The sequence below is a fragment of the Actinacidiphila sp. bgisy160 genome, assembly GCF_057707815.1.
Genome location: NZ_JBYIQW010000004.1, coordinates 34,647 through 51,372 on the forward strand (window position 1 = coordinate 34,647; position 16,726 = coordinate 51,372).

Below are 16,726 nucleotides of genomic sequence, written 5' to 3' on the forward strand. Positions count from 1 at the left end.
CGTGGGAGGATCGGGGACGTGGCAGCAAAGGCAGAGAAGACGAACACAGCGACCGGCACGGCACCCCAGGGGGGTGAGCGGCCCCGGTTGCTCCTGCTGGACGGGCATTCGCTGGCGTACCGGGCCTTCTACGCGCTGCCGGTGGAGAACTTCAACACCACCACCGGCCAGCCGACGAACGCGGTGTACGGCTTCGCTTCCATGCTGGCGAACACGCTGCGTGACGAGCAGCCGACGCATCTGGCGGTCGCGTTCGACGTCTCGCGGCGCACGTGGCGCCTGGAGGCGTTCCCGGAGTACAAGGCGACCCGGTCCGCGACGCCGGACGAGTTCCGCAGCCAGGTGGCGCTGATCGGCGAGCTGCTGGACACGATGAACGTGCGGCGCTTCGCCACGGAGGGCTACGAGGCGGACGATGTGATCGCCACACTGGCGACGCAGGCGGAGGCGCTGGGGTACGAGGTGCTGATCGTCACCGGTGACCGCGACTCCTTCCAGCTCGTCTCGGACCACGTCACGGTGCTGTACCCGACCAAGGGCGTCTCGGAGCTGACCCGGTTCACCCCGGGGAAGGTCGCGGAGAAGTACGGGCTGACCCCCGCGCAGTACCCGGACTTCGCGGCGCTGCGCGGCGACCCGTCCGACAACCTGCCGGGCATCCCGGGCGTCGGTGAGAAGACCGCGGCCAAGTGGATCAACCAGTTCGGCTCGTTCGCGGAACTCGTGGAGCGCGCGGACGAGGTGAAGGGCAAGGCGGGTGAGAACCTGCGCGCCCACCTGGAGTCGGTGAAGCGCAATCGCCGGCTGACGGAGCTGGTGCGGGACGTGGAGCTGCCGTGCGGGCCGCAGGAGCTGGGGCGGCAGCCGTACGACCGGGACGCGCTCAACGTGGTGCTGGACACCCTGGAGTTCCGCCACCCCAACTTCCGTGAGCGGCTGTACGCGGCCGACCCTGGCGCCGCGCAGGAGGGCGCGCGCGAGGTCGCCGGCGGCGTCGCCGTCGAGGGCCGGGTGCTGGCCGCGGGCGAGCTGGCCGACTGGCTGGTGGAGCACGCCGGCGGGACGCTGGGCGTGGCGACGGTCGACGCGTGGGCGCTGGGCGCGGGCAGCGTGTCCGAGGTGGCGCTGGCGACGGCACAGGGGCCGGCGGCGTGGTTCGACCCGGCGGCGCTGGACGAGAAGGACGAGCGGGCCTTCGCGGCGTGGCTGGCGGACGCCGCCCGGCCGAAGGTGCTGCACAACGCCAAGAACGCGATGCGGGTGCTCGCCGAGCACGGCTGGAGCGTGGACGGGGTCGCGATGTGCACGGCGCTGGCCGCGTATCTGGTGAAGCCGGGGCGCCGCTCGTTCGCGCTGGACGACCTGTCGGTGGAGTACCTGGGGCGGGAGCTGGCCCCCGCGGGCGGTGAGGACGGCCAGTTGGCCTTCGGCGCCGACGACGAGGCCGAGTCCGAGGCCCTGATGGTGCAGGCGCGCACCGTTCTGGACCTGGGCGACGCGTTCGCCGCGCGGCTGGAGCAGGACGGCGCGCTGCGGCTGCTGCGCGAGGTGGAGCTGCCGACCTCGGCGCTGCTGGCGCGGATGGAGCGGGCGGGCATCGCGGCGGACCGCGAGCATCTTGAGCGCCTGGAGCAGCGGTTCGCGGGCGAGGTGCAGCTCGCGGTGAAGGAGGCGCACGCCGCGGTCGGGCACGAGTTCAACCTGGGCTCCCCCAAGCAGCTGCAGGAAGTACTCTTCGGTGAGCTGGGGCTGCCCAAGACGAAGAAGACGAAGACGGGTTACACCACCGACGCTGACGCGCTGGCGTGGCTGGCGGCGCAGACCGAGCACGAGCTGCCGGTGATCATGCTGCGGCACCGGGAGCAGGCGAAGCTGCGGGTGACGGTCGAGGGGCTGGTCAAGACGATCGCCCCGGACGGGCGGATTCACACCACGTTCAGCCAGATCGTGGCGGCCACGGGCCGGCTGTCGTCGACCGACCCCAATCTGCAGAACGTGCCGGTGCGTACCGACGAGGGCCGGGCGATCCGCCGCGGCTTCGTGGTCGGCGAGGGCTACGAGACGCTGCTGACCGCCGACTACAGCCAGATCGAACTGCGGGTGATGGCCCACCTGTCGGAGGACGAGGGGCTGATCGCGGCCTTCGACTCCGGCGAGGATCTGCACACCACCGTCGGCAGCTACGTCTTCTCGGTGCCGCCGGAGCAGGTGGACGCCGAGATGCGCCGCAAGATCAAGGCGATGTCGTACGGCCTGGCGTACGGGCTGTCGGCCTTCGGCCTGTCGCAGCAGCTGGGCATCGAGGCAGCCGAGGCGCGCGGCCTGATGGAGACGTACTTCCAGCGGTTCGGCGGGGTGCGGGACTATCTGCAGCGCGTGGTGGAGGAGGCGCGCGTCACGGGTTACACCGAGACGCTGATGGGCCGCCGCCGTTACCTGCCGGACCTCAACAGCGACAACCGGCAGCGTCGCGAGATGGCCGAGCGGATGGCGCTCAACGCGCCGATCCAGGGCTCGGCCGCCGACATTGTCAAGATCGCGATGCTGAAGGTGGACGCGGCGCTCGCCCGGGAGGGACTGCGGTCCCGGCTGCTGCTCCAGGTGCACGACGAAATCGTGGTCGAGGTGGCTCCGGGCGAGCGGGCCGCGGTGGAGGAGCTGGTCCGCCGTGAGATGGCGGCCGCCTATCCGTTGCGGGCGCCGCTGGACGTCTCCGTGGGCGCCGGTTCCGACTGGGAGTCGGCGGCCCACTGACCGCCGGCCCCCCGGCCGTCGCGGCGGGTGGCGCGGTGCGTGAGGTGGACCGCGCCGGCGCAGGTCGCGGCGGCCAGGGCGAGCCCCGCCCCGGCGCCGAAGAGCCCGGCCGGGATCATCCCGGCGGCGTCACCGGTCGCGCCGTACCACTGCTCCGCCCGGACGGCGGCTCCGCCGGCCGTGGTGGCGCCGAGGACGGCCAGGGCGAGCCGCCGGGCCCGCTGCGAGAGCCGGGGCACATGCGAGGGGCGGTTTTCGGCCGCTTCGGGCACGGCCCTCAGGGCGCGCAGCCCGTACCAGCCCAGCAGGGCCAGCGCCACGGCCGAGCTGCCGTACTGGACGTACTTGTGCAGGGCGGTGCCGTGCACCTCGTGGTCGAGCACGGGCAGCAGGCGCACGCCCCACCGCCCGGGGTGGGTGAAGGCGTCCCAGACCACGTGGGTCGTCGCCCCGGCAACGGCCGACACCCACAAGGCCGTGACCGAGCGCGCCGAGGGCCGCAGGCGGTCGCCGACGCCCGCCAGGGCGGCGATGGCCGCCTGCCGGTGCTCGGGCAGCAGGGCCACCAGGGGGCCGCGCAGCACCGTCCAGCCGCCCACCAGCCCGGCGGCGATGACCGGGTCCACGAGGACGACGCCCAGGGGGGCGTGGGTGAGCTGCCCGTAGCCGAACAGGCCCCGCACCAGGGAATCGGCGAAGAAGGGCACGTCGGGGGCGAAGGAGCCGGCGACGAGGGCGGCCGCGACGAGCGGGCCGCGTCCCCGTACGGTGCCGGCGCGGTCCTGCCGCAGACCCGGCAGCACAGCCAACGCATGACTCATCGTGAACGGCATGCAACCTCTTCCGGAACACATCGGTCCGATCAGTATGCGACCTGCGGGACGGTGGCTCCTTTCAGGAAGTTGTCGTAGGGTCACCAGGGTTGCCACGCAGGGAGACGGGCGACGCGGCTTTCGGGAGGGGCAACGGGTATGCGAGCGCGGTACGGACGGCGGATCCGCAGGGGAGTCGCGGGCACCGCGGTTGCCGCCGCGGCCATGGCGGCGCTGACGGGTTCCCAGGCTCCCGGACTGCTGCCGGGCATCCTCAACACCAGTGCCGGCGCCCCGATCGTGCCCCCTCCCGGCGACCCCATCGACGGCAACTCGTCGGAGTACTTCACCGAGCTCCCGCCACTCAACACCCCCACTCCGGGCACCTCCGCCACTCCGGGCACCGGCACCGGCACGGTGACCACCGACGGCACGGGCCTGCCCGCGACCGTCCTGGAGGCCTACCGCAGGGCCGAGACGGCGCTCGCCGCCAGCGACCCGGGCTGCAACATGCGCTGGGAGCTGCTGGCCGCGATCGGCCAGGTCGAGTCCAACCAGGCGCGGGGCGGCAACGTCGACTCCGAGGGCACCACGATCTCACCGATCATCGGCCCGACCCTGGACGGCAACGGCTTCGCGAAGATAACGGATACCGACAACGGCGCCTGGGACGGGGACAAGGTCCACGACCACGCGGTCGGCCCGATGCAGTTCATCCCGTCGACCTGGCAGACCTGGGGCGCCGACGGCAACGACGACGGCGCCACCGACCCGAACAACATATTCGACGCGGCGCTCGCCGCCGGCCGCTACCTGTGCGCGGGCAACCGGGACCTGTCCGTCGAACGCGACCTGCACCAGGCGATCCTGGGCTACAACAACTCGACCGCGTACCTGAACACCGTCCTGTCCTGGTACGACCACTTCGGCAAGGGTGACGTCGTCTCCGTCCCCGACGTCGGCGGCGCGGGCAGCGACACGGGGGAGAACCCGCCGTCCTCCGCGTCCCCCACGGCCTCGCCCAGGCCGACGAAGTCCCCGAACGCGAGCACCTCGCCCAGGCCGACGAAGTCGCCCACCCCGACCGCGACCGCCAGCGGCACGATCGGGACCCCGTCGGGGAACCCCTCACCGACGACCTCGCCCACCGATTCCCCGACGACGAGCCCCACCACGGGCCCGACGGACGACCCGACGGACCCCCCGACCTGCCCGACGGACTCCGCGTCGCCCACGGCGACCCCCACCGCCACGGCCTCCCCGTCGCCGACCGGTACTCCCGACCCGTGCGCGACGGCATCCCCCAGCGACAGCCCGTCGCCGACGGAGACCGAGGGCGCCACCGCCTCCGGCCCGGTCAACTGACGCCGTAGAACCTGTTCGCGTTTCAGCTCCCGGTCGCCACGGTGCGCCGGCGTAGCCGTACGGCCGGGACACCACCCGGCGCATGTTCGGGGATGACCTCGTCACCGGGGCCCCGGTCAACGGGGAGGAGGTGAAGTCCCGGCGGCAGGCGGTGCTGCTGATGACCTCCTGCCTGCCGTGGCGCTCCCTTGTGCCGGGCGCCGCGCTGCTGTCGCTCGCGCTCGCCCGGGAGGCGCGCGGCGTCGGCTACGTCAGTGGCGCGAAGGGGAGTCGTCCTCCCCGATGTGGTGCACGCGCACGAGGTTGGTGGTCCCCGGGACGCCGGGCGGCGAGCCCGCCGTGATGACGACGATGTCGCCCTCCTGGCAGCGCCCGATGCGCAGCAGCTGCTCGTCCACCTGGTCCACCATCTCGTCGGTCGTCTGCACCATCGGGCCGAGGAAGGTCTCCACGCCCCAGGTGAGGCTGAGCTGGGAGCGGGTGGCCGGCTCGGGGGTGAAGGCCAGCACGGGGATCGGCGAGCGGTAACGGGAGAGCCGCCGGGCGGTGTCGCCTGACTGGGTGAAGGCCACCAGGTACTCGGCGTCCAGGAAGTCGCCCATCTCCGCGGCCGCCCGCGCGACGGCGCCGCCCTGGGTGCGGGGCTTGTTCTGCCCGGTCAGCGGCGGGAGGCCGGCCGCCAGCATGTCCTCCTCGGCGGCGGCGACGATCCGGCCCATGGTCCGGACCGTCTCGACGGGATGCTTGCCGACGCTGGTCTCGCCGGAGAGCATGACCGCGTCGGCGCCGTCCATGACGGCGTTGGCGACGTCGGAGGCCTCGGCGCGGGTGGGGCGCGAGGAGCCGATCATCGACTCCAGCATCTGCGTCGCGACGATCACCGGCTTGGCGTTGCGCCGGGCGAGGGTCACCGCGCGCTTCTGCACCATGGGCACGGCCTCCAGCGGCATCTCGACGCCGAGGTCGCCGCGGGCCACCATGATGCCGTCGAACGCGGCGACGATCTCCTCGAGGTTGTCGACCGCCTGGGGCTTCTCGATCTTGGCGATGACGGGGACCCGGCGGTCCTCCTCGCGCATGATGCGCAGCACGTCCTCGGCGTCCCGGCCGCTGCGCACGAAGGACAGCGCGATGAAGTCGGCACCGGTGCGCAGCGCCCAGCGCAGGTCCTCGACGTCCTTCTCGGACAAGGCGGGCACGGAGACCGCGACACCGGGGAGGTTCAGCCCCTTGTTGTCGGAGATCAGACCGCCCTCGATGCACAGGGTGCGGACCCGGGAGCCCTCGACGCCGGTGACCTCCAGGGTGACGCGGCCGTCGTCGACGAGGATCCGCTCACCGCGCGTGACGTCGGCGGCCAGGCCCCTGTAGGTGGTGCCGCAGATCAGGCGGTCGCCCTCGATCTCCTCGGTGGTGATCGTGAACTCGTCACCGCGTTCAAGGAGTACGGGGCCTTCCGCGAAGCGTCCCAGCCGGATCTTCGGGCCTTGAAGGTCCGCGAGGATGCCGACGCTGCGGCCGCTCTCGTCGGCGGCCTTTCGCACGCGCCGGTAACGCTCCTCGTGATCGGCGTGGCAGCCATGGCTCATGTTCAGGCGGGCGACGTCCATACCGGCTTCGACCAGGGACTTGATCTGGTCGTATGAATCGGTGGCGGGCCCGAGGGTGCAGACGATTTTTGCTCGGCGCATGGAGCGAGCCTATGACCTACTTCACAGTAGGGCCCTCATGGAAGGCGACTGTCCAACGTCTGCCTGCTTGACGGTTGTTGACAAGTGGTGAAGTGAGCTGAAGTCCGCTCTGATGAGCACACCACCGGGGGACGCCGCCCTCAGCCCGACAGGTCCGGCGCCGTCATGGTGAAGTGCGCGGTGACCTGCGCGTACACGCTCTGTCGCTCCGGCTCCATGTCAAGGGCCTGGGCCATCTCCCCGGCGCCGCCGGGGGCCGCGAAGGCGGCGGTCCGCATCGCCGGACGGGCACGGAAGGGCGCCGACTGCTGCACTCCCTCGTCGGCCAGTTCGACCAGGGCGACCAGGCGGGCGCCGAGCGCCTGCGCGTACTCGCGGGCGCGCTGCACCGCGTCGCGCACGGCCTGCCGGCGGGCCTCGCTGTAGGCCGCGGAGTCGGGCCGCAGCGACCACCAGGGACCGTCGACGCGGGCGAGCTCCAGATCGGCCAGTCGGGTGGTGAGCTCCCCCAGAGCGGTGAAGTCGGTGAGGGCAACCCCCACGCGCACGCTGCCGTGGTACGCCCGCACCCGCTCGCCGCGGCCCCGTTCCCGCAGCTCGGGGGTGATCACGAAGGCACCGGTCTCCAGCTTCTCGACCGCGTCGGCATAGCCCTTGACGAGGTCGAGCACCTGCGCGTTGCGCCGGCTGAGGTCGTCCAGCGTGGCACGGCGGTCGGTGCCGCGGGCGCTGACGGTGACGGCGATCCGGGCGAGCTCGGGCTCGACCTCGAGGGTCGCCTCACCCCGTACTCCCACGTGCGGGGTCTCGGGCGTCGGATACGTCCTGGCCGGTTCTGTGGTCATGTGTCCCACCCTGCCAGTCAGGTGCGGCCGTGACGAGTCATCTGTTCGCAACCTGGCGGGGGTGTTGCCGGGAGCACGCTTGCGCCAGAATCTACGCGCGTTAACACCACAAACAGACGATCATCCCGCCCTGGTGACCGCCCGGGGCGCCCCGGATTCCAGGAGCCGACGTATGCCGCTGAACCGCAGGGACTTCCTCAACCGGTCCGCCGCCACCGGCGCGGGACTCGCGCTGGCCGGCACGGCGGGCGCCGTGGCCGGCGCGGCTCCGGCCCAGGCCACCGGCAGCCAAGGGCACGGACACGCGCCGAAAAAGTACTCCTTCAGCGTCCTCGGCACCACCGACCTGCACGGCAACGTCTTCAACTGGGACTACTTCACCGACGCCGAGTACGACGACAAGGCGCACAACGACGTCGGCCTCGCCAAGATCTCCACCCTGGTCGAGCAGCAGCGCGCGGCGAAGGGCCGGGGCAATACCCTGCTCATCGACGCGGGCGACACCATCCAGGGCACCCAGCTGTCGTACTACTACGCCAGGGTCGACCCGATCACCGCCAAGCACGGCCCGGTGCACCCGATGGCGCAGGCCATGAACGCCATCGGCTACGACGCGGCGGCGCTGGGGAACCACGAGTTCAACTACGGCATCCCCGTGCTGCGCAAGTTCGAGGAGCAGTGCGACTTCCCGCTGCTCGGCGCCAACGCGCTCGACGCGCGAACGGGCCGCCCGGCCTTCCCGCCGTACTCCTTCCACCGGCTGCGCGTGAAGGGCGCGCCCGACGTGAAGGTGGCGGTCCTCGGCCTGACCAACCCCGGCATCGCGATCTGGGACAAGGCCAACGTGCAGGGCAGGATGACCTTCCCGGGTCTGGAGGAGCAGGCCGCGAAGTACGTGCCGCGGCTGCGCGCGATGGGTGCCGACGTGGTCGTCGTCTCGGCCCACAGCGGCTCCTCCGGCACCTCCTCCTACGGTGACCAGCTGCCCTGGATCGAGAACGCGGCGGCGCTCGTCGCCGAGCAGGTGCCCGGCATCGACGCGATCCTGGTCGGCCACGCCCACTCCGAGATCCCCGAGTACGTGGTGGCCAACAAGCAGACCGGCCAGGGCGTGGTGCTGTCCGAGCCGCTGAAGTGGGGCCAGCGCCTCACCGTCTTCGACTTCGACCTGGAGCTGGTCCGCGGCAAGTGGGAGGTCGTCACCGTCGGCGCGTCCGTCCTCAACTCCAACACGGTCGAGGAGGACCCGCGGATCGTCCGGCTGCTCACGGACGAGCACAAGGAGGTCGTGGCGTACGTCAACCAGGTGATCGGCACGTCGGCCGCCGCGATGTCGGCCGAGGAGTCCCCCTACAAGGACACCCCGATCATCGACTTCATCAACTTCGTCCAGGCCGAGACGGTCAGGGCGGCGCTCGCCGGGACCGAGCACGCCTCCCTGCCGGTGCTGTCGCAGGCCGCGTGCTTCTCGCGCACGGCCGCCATCCCGGCGGGCCAGGTCACCATCCGCGACGTCGCCGGGCTGTACGTCTTCGAGAACACCCTGGAGGCCCGGATCCTGACCGGTGCCCAGATCAAGGCGTACATCGAGTTCTCCGCGAACTACTTCGTGCAGACGGCGCCCGACGCGGTCGTCGACGTCTCGAAGCTGACGAACGCCGGCGGGACGCCCGACTACAACTACGACGTGGTCAGCGGTGTCACCTACGACATCGACATCTCGCGGCCCGCCGGTTCGCGGGTGTCGAACGTGCTCTTCCAGGGCGCGCCGATCGACGAGTCGGCCCGCTTCGTCCTGGCCGTCAACAACTACCGGGCCAACGGCGGCGGCAACTTCCCCGCCGTCGCCACGGCGCAGCAGGTGTGGGCGAACTCCGAGGAGATCCGCAACACCATCATCGCCTGGGTGCAGGCCAACGGCTCCATCGACCCGGCGCAGTTCGGCTCGCAGGACTGGAAGCTGACCCGCGGCGGCGTGCCGGTCTTCTAGGCCGTCGTCCACCGGCTCCCGGCGGTGGCCCGGAGGGCAGGTGCGGGCGCGCGCATGCCCTCCGGGCGTTCCCGGTGGCGTCGTGCCGTCGTCGGCCCCCCTGCGCCTCAGGTCGGTACGTGTTCCAGCAGCACGCGGCGTAGTTCCCGGGCGGCGCGCGGGGGCTCGGCGTCCTTGCGGTGCGCCAGGGCGACGGTGCGCTGCAGTCCGGGGGCCTCGAAGGGCGTCGTGCGCAGCCTGGGCCGGCGCCCGGCGACCATGCTGGGCACGACCGCGGGCCCGAGGCCCGCTTCCACGAAGCCCAGCACGGCGTCCATCTCGCCGCCCTCGATCGCGAAGCGCGGCTCGAAACCCGCCGCCCGGCACGCGGCGACGGTGAGCTCCCGCAGGTCGTAGCCGCTGCGGAACATCACCAGCGGCCGGTCCCTGAGCTCGGCGACGCCGATGGGGCCCGCGGAGGGCGGCGGCGCGTCGGCGGCGGTCACCACCACCAGGTCCTCGTGGAGCAGCGGCGTGGCGTCCAGGGCGGGGTCGTGGCTCTGCAGCGGCAGCACGATCAGGGCGAGGTCGAGGCTGCCGGAGGCGAGCTCCCGCACCAGGTCGCGTGAGCCGCCCTCCTCGACGACCAGCCGGATGCCGGGGTAGCGGCCGTGGAAGTCGCGCAGCACGTCCGGCAGCAGGCCGGTGGCCAGGCTGGGGGTCGCGCCGAGGCGCACCCGGCCGCGGCGCAGGTGCACCAGTTCCTGGACCTCCTGGGTGGCGGTCTCGGTGTCGGCGATGATGCGGCGCGCCAGCGGCAGCAGGGCCTCCCCGGCGTCGGTCAGCGCGATGTTGCCGCGGGCGCGGCTGAACAGGTTCGCGCCCAGCTCCCGCTCCAGGGCCTTGATCTGCTGCGACAGGGAGGGCTGGGCGACGTGGACGCGCTCGGCGGCGCGGGTGAAGTGCAGGGTGTCGGCGACCGCCAGGAAGTACACGAGCTGCTGCAGCTGCATGCCAGCACCCTAACCCACGATAGGCGTGCCCTATCGAAACGAGCCGGAACATGTCTTGGACCTGTCGTGGCAGGCAGACCTAGCGTCAAGCGCATGGCTTTGGCGACGACGAGGACGAGGGCGACGACGGGCACCGGGCGCCGCCCTTCGCTCCTACGGGCACTGTGGGGCTCGACCGTGGGCAAGAAGGCGGTCATGGCCGGGACCGGCGTGATCATGCTGCTGTTCCTGGTCGCGCACATGCTGGGGAATCTGAAGATCTTCTTCGGCCCGGGGGAGTTCAACGGGTACGCGGCGTGGCTGCGCACCATCGGTGAGCCCGCCCTGCACAACAGCTGGTACCTGTACATCCAGCGCACCGGACTGGTCGTCGCGGTGGTGCTGCACGGCGTCGCCGCCTACCAGCTGAGCAAGCGCGACATCAAGGCGCGCCCGACGAAGTACGAGCACAAGCGGCCGCGTACGAGCTACGCGACCCGCACGATGCGGTGGGGCGGGGTCATCCTCGGCCTCTACATCGTCTGGCACATCCTGGACCAGACCACGCTCACCGTGAATCCGCTGGGCAAGGAGCACCACCCGTACGAGAATCTGGTGGCCAGCTTCCAGCTCTGGTACGTGGACATCCTCTACATCGTCGCGATGCTCGCCCTCGGCATGCACATCAGGCACGGCTTCTGGAGCGCCGCGCAAACCCTGGGAGCGGTGAACAAGCGCCGCGACCGCGCGCTGAAGATCACGGCGAACGTGCTGGCGGCCGCGCTGACCGCCGGCTTCCTCGTCGTACCCGTCTCCGTGATGACCGGATTGGTGGACTGACCATGGATTACCGACTGGGCGAGCCGATCGCCGACACCAAGGCGCCGGACGTCCCTATCGCGGAGCGCTGGGACCGCCGCAGGTTCGAGGCGAAGCTGGTCAACCCGGCCAACCGCCGCAAGCACACGGTGATCGTGGTCGGCACCGGCCTCGCGGGCGGCTCCGCGGGGGCGACACTGGCCGAACAGGGCTACCACGTCGTGCAGTTCTGCTACCAGGACTCACCGCGCCGGGCGCACTCCATCGCCGCCCAGGGCGGCATCAACGCGGCGAAGAACTATCGCAACGACGGCGACAGCGTGCACCGCCTGTTCTACGACACCGTCAAGGGCGGCGACTTCCGCGCCCGCGAGTCCAACGTGCACCGCCTCGCCGAGGTGTCGGTGCAGATCATCGACCAGTGCGTGGCACAGGGCGTGCCCTTCGCCCGTGAGTACGGCGGCCTGCTGGACACCCGCTCCTTCGGCGGCGTGCAGGTCTCCCGCACCTTCTACGCCCGCGGCCAGACGGGCCAGCAGCTGCTGCTCGGCGCCTACCAGGCGCTGTCCCGGCAGATCGACGCGGGCAACGTGGAGCTCCACCCCCGCACCGAGATGCTCGACCTGATCGTGGTGGACGGCAGGGCCCGCGGCATCGTCGCCCGCGACCTGGTGACGGGCGAGGTCTCGGTGCACATGGGCGACGCCGTGGTGCTGGCGACCGGCGGCTACGGCAACGTCTTCTACCTGTCGACCAACGCCAAGGGCTCCAACGCCACCGCCATCTGGCGGGCCCACCGGCGCGGCGCGTACTTCGCCAACCCCTGCTTCACGCAGATCCACCCCACCTGCATCCCGCGCTCCGGCGACCACCAGTCCAAGCTCACCCTGATGAGCGAGTCGCTGCGCAACGACGGCCGCATATGGGTACCGAAGGCCAAGGGCGACACCCGCCCGCCGCACGAGATCCCCGAGGACGAGCGCGACTACTACCTGGAGCGGATCTACCCCTCCTTCGGCAATCTGGTGCCCCGCGACATCGCCTCCCGCGCCGCCAAGAACGTCTGCGACGAGGGCCGCGGCGTCGGCCCCGGCGGCCAGGGCGTCTACCTGGACTTCGCCGACGCGATCGCCCGCATGGGCCGCGCCAAGGTGGAGGAGAAGTACGGCAACCTCTTCGAGATGTACGAGCGGATCACCGCGGAGGACCCGTACACCCGGCCCATGCGGATCTACCCCGCCGTGCACTACACGATGGGCGGCCTGTGGGTCGACTACGACCTGCAGACCACCGTCCCTGGCCTGTTCGCCATCGGCGAGGCCAACTTCTCCGACCACGGCGCGAACCGCCTCGGCGCCAGCGCCCTCATGCAGGGCCTGGCCGACGGCTACTTCGTGCTCCCGGCCACGATCAACGACTACCTGGCCCGCGGCCCGCACGACACCGTGACGCCGGACCACCCCGCGGTCGCCGAGGCCGTGGCCGAGGTCGAGGACCGGCTGAACCTGCTGCTCGCCGTCGACGGCGACCGCACCCCGGACTCCTTCCACCGCGAGCTCGGCGAGCTGCTGTGGGACGAGTGCGGCATGGCCCGCAACGAGACGGGCCTGCGCAAGGCGCTGGAACGGATCCCCGCCCTGCGCGAGGAGTTCTGGCGCCGGGTGAAGGTGCCCGGCAGCGGCGACGAGCTCAACCAGGCGCTGGAGAAGGCCAACCGGGTCGCGGACTTCCTGGAGCTGGCCGAGCTGATGTGCCTGGACGCCCTGCACCGCGCCGAGTCCTGCGGCGGCCACTTCCGCGAGGAGAGCCAGACCCCGGACGGCGAGGCGCTGCGCGACGACGTGGCCTTCTCGTACGCCGCGGCCTGGGAGTTCACCGGTGCCGGCCAGGACCCGGTGCTCCACAAGGAGGCCCTCGACTTCGAGTACGTACACCCCACCCAGCGGAGCTACGCGTGAACCTCACCCTGCGCATCTGGCGCCAGCCGTCCTCCGGGGACAGCGGCTCCATGGTCACCTACCGCGTCGAGGACATCAGTCCCGACATGTCGTTCCTCGAGATGCTCGACGTCCTCAACGAGGAGCTGATCCTGGCGGGCGACGAGCCCGTCGCCTTCGACCACGACTGCCGCGAGGGCATCTGCGGCGCCTGCGGCATGGTGATCAACGGGCAGGCGCACGGCCCGGAGCGGACCACCACCTGCCAGCTGCACATGCGGCACTTCCAGGACGGCGACACCATCGACGTCGAGCCGTGGCGGGCGGCCGCCTTCCCGGTGGTCAAGGACCTGGTCGTCGACCGCTCCGCCTTCGACCGGGTGATCCAGGCCGGCGGCTACATCAGCGTCCCGACCGGCAGCGCGCCCGAGGCGCACGCCACGCCCGTGCCGAAGGAGGCCGCCGACTTCGCCTTCGAGCACGCGGAGTGCATCGGCTGCGGAGCGTGTGTGGCGGCCTGCCCCAACGGCTCAGCGATGCTCTTCACCTCGGCCAAGGTCAACCACCTCAATGTGCTGCCCCAGGGCCAGCCCGAGCGCGAGACCCGGGTGCTGGACATGGTCGCGGCCATGGACGACCAGGGCTTCGGCGGCTGCACCAACACCGGGGAGTGCGCGACGGCCTGTCCCAAGGGCATCCCACTGCCGTCGATCGCCGCTATGAACCGCGAGTACCTGCGGGCCTTGCGGAAGGAGAAGTCTCGGTCCAAGGGCTGACCGGGTTGGTGGCGGCGCTGAGCCCGAAGGTCGTGAAGGCCGTGCGGGAGGGCAGCGGGTAGGGCTCCTTGCCGGTCACCGCGTTGAGGACGACCGCCGAGCGCCACGCGGACAGCCCCAGGTCGGGGGCGCCGACGCCGTGGGTGTGGCGCTCGGCGTTCTGCACGTGGACGGCCGCGCCGGTGCCGGCGACGACCGGGTCGAGCTCCAGCCGGTGGCACCCGTCGATCCGGGGCCGGCCGGCCGCGTCGCGGCGGATGTACGGGTGGATCGGGCCGAGCAACGCGTCCAGGGAGCGCTCCCGGTAGCCGGTGGCGAGGACGACCGCGTTGGTGATCAGCCGGCTGCGGGTGCCCTGCTGCTCGTGCTCCAGGTGGAGTTCGACGGCTCCCATGCCCATCCGGCCGGCTGTGCGGACCGTCACTCCGGGGGTGAGGACGACGTCCGGCCAGCCGCCGCCCAGGGTGCGGCGGTACAGCTCGTCGTGGACGGCGCCGATCGTGTCGTGGTCGATGGCCCGGTGCAACTGCCACTGCCGCGGGAGCAGCGTGTCGCGGACCGGCTCGGACAGCCCGTGGAAGAACCGCGTGTAGTCCGGCGTGAACTGCTCCAGGCCGAGCTTGCTGTACTCCATCGGGGCGAACGCGGGACTGCGCGCGATCCACGTCAGCCGTTCGTGCCCCGCTGGCCTGGCGCGCAGCAGGTCCAGGAGGACCTCGGCGCCCGACTGCCCGGCGCCGACGACGGTGACGTGCTCGGCGGCCAGCAGCCGCTCCCGGTGCTCCAGATAGTGCGCGGAGTGCACGACGGGGACGGCGGGCGACTCGGCGAGCGGCCGCAGCGGCTCGGGCACGTACGGCGCGCTGCCGACGCCGAGCACCAGGTTGCGGGCGTACGTACGGCCGAGGGCCTCGGCCTGGCCGTCGGCGTCCAGACGGGTGTGGTCCACCTCGAAGACGGCGCGCCCGGGGTTCCAGCGGACGGTGTCGACCTGGTGGCCGAAGTACGTGGTGGGCAGCGACTCGGCGACCCAGCGGCAGTAGGCCTCGTACTCGGCGCGGTACGTGTGGAAGCGCTCGGCGAAGTAGAAGGGGAAGAGCCGCTCGCGGGTCCTGAGGTAGTTCAGGAAACTCCACCGGCTCGTGGGGTCGACCAGGCTCACCAGGTCGGCGAGGAACGGCACCTGGAGGGTGGCGTCGTCGAGCAGCAGCCCGGGGTGCCAGCGGAAGGAGCGCTCCTGCTCGTAGAAGGCCGCGCTGAGGTACGGGACGCCGTCGGCGAGGGCGGCCAGGGACAGGTTGCACGGGCCGATCCCGATGCCGAGCAGGTCGAAGGGCTGGTCCCGGTGCGGGTCGTGATCGTCGGTGGGGGTCATCGGGGGGTGTTGCCTTCCTGGTGGGTCGCGCACACGAGCGTGAGCAGTGCCTCGAGGTCCGTGGGCGTGGTCGTGGGGTTGAGCAGGGTGGCCTTGAGCCAGAGCCGTCCGTCGGCGCGGGCCCGGCCGAGGACGGCGCGGCCGTCGAGCATGAGCCGGCGGCGGATCGCGGCGACCTCCTCGTCGCCGGCGCCGGTGGGGCGGAAGAGCACGGTGCTGATGGCCGGGCGGGCGCGCAGGGCCAGTGCGGGGTGCCGGTCCACCAGGTCCGCGAGGTGCCGGGCCCGGTCGCAGACCGCCTCGACGAGCCCGCCCAGCCCGCGGCGGCCCAGGGCGCGCAGCGTGACGGCGATCTTCAGCACGTCGGGGCGGCGGGAGGTGCGCAGCGAGCGGCCGAGCAGGTCGGGGAAGCCGGCCTCGGTGTCGTCGGCGGCGTTGAGGTAGTCGGCGCGGTGGCCCAGCGGGCGCAGCAGCGCGGCCTCGCGTACCGCGAGCACCCCGGCCGCCACGGGCTGCCAGCCCAGTTTGTGCAGGTCGAGGGTGACGGAGTCGGCCTCCCGCAGGCCGGTGAGCCGCGCCGCCTCCCGGTCGCTGAACAGCAGCGACCCTCCGTACGCGGCGTCGACGTGCAGGCGCGCGCCGTGCTCCCGCGCGGCGCGGGCCAGTTCGGGGAGCGGGTCGATGTCGCCCGAGTCCGTGGTGCCAGCGGTGGCGACCAGCAGGGCCGGGCCCCCACCGGCGGCGAGCGCGGTCCGCACCCGCTCCGGGTCGAGCACGCCGCCAGGAGTGTCCACGACGACGGGAGCGGGCATGCCCAGCAGCCAGGCGGCGCGCGGGACGCTGTGGTGGCCGTTGGCCCCGGCGACGACGCGCACGCCCGGGGCGTCCTCGCGGGCGAGGAGCAGGGCGAGCTGGTTGGACTCCGTGCCGCCGGTCGTGATCAGCGCGTCCGGCGCGGCCGCCCCCGGGTGGACCAGCCGGGCCAGCGCGCGGGTGACCTCCGCCTCCAGCGCGGTCGCGGCCGGGGCCTGGTCCCAGGAGTCCATCGACGGGTTGAGCGCGCTCGCGGCCAGGTCGGCCGCCACGGCCGCCCCCAGCGGCGGGCAGTGCAGATGGGCGGCGCACAACGGGTCCGCCGGGTCGGCCGCGCCCTCGGCGACGACGCCGACCAACGCGCTCAGCGCCTCGACCGCCCCGATGCCTTCCTCCGGCAGGGCTTCCCCCCATGCCTCCCGCACGCGGAACGCGACGGCCTCGGGGCCGCCCGCGGGAAGCGGTCCACCGCGGGCGGCCGCGCCCGCCGCGAGCGCGCCGAGCGCGGCCTCGATCAACGGGCGCAGCCGGTGCGGACCGTCACTGCCGCCGGCGAGGTGGGGGGGCATGGGCTCGGC

12 protein-coding genes are annotated in these 16,726 nt (G+C 72.2%); 6 read left to right on the forward strand and 6 right to left on the reverse strand.

Features of this window, described 5'->3' with window-relative positions; translation table 11 throughout:
• The first annotated feature begins 18 nt into the window (after positions 1–18).
• Entirely contained in the window at positions 19–2,754 is a 2,736-nt protein-coding gene (polA, locus tag AC3EUJ_RS05815; RefSeq protein WP_431959868.1) for a DNA polymerase I, read from the forward strand.
• On the opposite strand, the gene AC3EUJ_RS05820 is transcribed toward polA, so the two are convergent.
• Positions 2,685–3,587, reverse strand: coding sequence for a DUF4184 family protein (locus AC3EUJ_RS05820; protein WP_431959869.1), 903 nt, complete (start codon positions 3,585–3,587; stop codon positions 2,685–2,687). The genes polA and AC3EUJ_RS05820 overlap by 70 nt on opposite strands.
• A gap of 138 nt (positions 3,588–3,725) precedes the next feature.
• Here AC3EUJ_RS05820 and AC3EUJ_RS05825 point away from each other — a divergent pair, with 138 nt between their 5' ends.
• Positions 3,726–4,931 carry a lytic transglycosylase domain-containing protein gene (locus AC3EUJ_RS05825; RefSeq protein ID WP_431959870.1) on the forward strand — a complete coding sequence of 402 codons (1,206 nt, stop codon included), beginning with the start codon at positions 3,726–3,728 and terminating at the stop codon, positions 4,929–4,931.
• Positions 4,932–5,182: 251 nt separating this feature from the next.
• Here AC3EUJ_RS05825 and pyk read toward each other — a convergent pair whose 3' ends face one another.
• Both pyk and AC3EUJ_RS05835 read right to left on the reverse strand, forming a co-directional pair.
• Positions 5,183–6,622 carry a pyruvate kinase gene (pyk, locus tag AC3EUJ_RS05830; protein WP_431959871.1) on the reverse strand — a complete coding sequence of 480 codons (1,440 nt, stop codon included), beginning with the start codon at positions 6,620–6,622 and terminating at the stop codon, positions 5,183–5,185.
• 140 nt (positions 6,623–6,762) lie between these two features.
• The gene (locus tag AC3EUJ_RS05835) at positions 6,763–7,467 is read right to left on the reverse strand and encodes an SIMPL domain-containing protein (RefSeq protein ID WP_431959872.1); all 705 of its coding nucleotides are present in this window, start codon (positions 7,465–7,467) and stop codon (positions 6,763–6,765) included.
• 172 nt (positions 7,468–7,639) lie between these two features.
• On the opposite strand from AC3EUJ_RS05835, the gene AC3EUJ_RS05840 reads away from it, so the two are divergent.
• Positions 7,640–9,457 carry a bifunctional metallophosphatase/5'-nucleotidase gene (locus tag AC3EUJ_RS05840; protein ID WP_431959873.1) on the forward strand — a complete coding sequence of 606 codons (1,818 nt, stop codon included), beginning with the start codon at positions 7,640–7,642 and terminating at the stop codon, positions 9,455–9,457.
• A 107-nt stretch (positions 9,458–9,564) separates the two neighbouring features.
• Here the strand turns inward: AC3EUJ_RS05840 and AC3EUJ_RS05845 are convergent, their stop codons facing one another.
• Positions 9,565–10,449, reverse strand: coding sequence for a LysR family transcriptional regulator (locus AC3EUJ_RS05845; protein ID WP_431959874.1), 885 nt, complete (start codon positions 10,447–10,449; stop codon positions 9,565–9,567).
• A gap of 93 nt (positions 10,450–10,542) precedes the next feature.
• On the opposite strand from AC3EUJ_RS05845, the gene AC3EUJ_RS05850 reads away from it, so the two are divergent.
• From AC3EUJ_RS05850 to AC3EUJ_RS05860, 3 genes are read left to right on the forward strand one after another with little or no spacing between them, the layout of a single operon-like run.
• A complete protein-coding gene (locus AC3EUJ_RS05850) occupies positions 10,543–11,268 on the forward strand; it encodes a succinate dehydrogenase cytochrome b subunit (RefSeq protein ID WP_431959875.1) in 726 nt (241 codons plus the stop codon).
• 2 nt (positions 11,269–11,270) lie between these two features.
• On the forward strand, positions 11,271–13,205 hold the full coding sequence (locus tag AC3EUJ_RS05855) for a fumarate reductase/succinate dehydrogenase flavoprotein subunit (RefSeq protein WP_431959876.1): 1,935 nt from the start codon (positions 11,271–11,273) through the stop codon (positions 13,203–13,205).
• A complete protein-coding gene (locus AC3EUJ_RS05860) occupies positions 13,202–13,960 on the forward strand; it encodes a succinate dehydrogenase/fumarate reductase iron-sulfur subunit (RefSeq protein WP_431959877.1) in 759 nt (252 codons plus the stop codon). Before AC3EUJ_RS05855 ends, AC3EUJ_RS05860 begins: the two co-directional genes overlap by 4 nt.
• Here AC3EUJ_RS05860 and AC3EUJ_RS05865 read toward each other — a convergent pair.
• Positions 13,902–15,335 (reverse strand): lysine N(6)-hydroxylase/L-ornithine N(5)-oxygenase family protein, encoded by a 1,434-nt coding sequence (locus tag AC3EUJ_RS05865; RefSeq protein WP_431959878.1) that lies wholly within the window; start codon positions 15,333–15,335, stop codon positions 13,902–13,904. The two genes, AC3EUJ_RS05860 and AC3EUJ_RS05865, sit on opposite strands and share 59 nt — an antisense overlap.
• Positions 15,332–16,717, reverse strand: a complete 1,386-nt coding sequence (locus tag AC3EUJ_RS05870; protein ID WP_431959879.1) for a pyridoxal phosphate-dependent decarboxylase family protein — start codon at positions 16,715–16,717, stop codon at positions 15,332–15,334. The genes AC3EUJ_RS05865 and AC3EUJ_RS05870 overlap by 4 nt, the downstream gene beginning before the upstream one ends.
• Between the last annotated feature and the right edge of the window lie 9 nt (positions 16,718–16,726).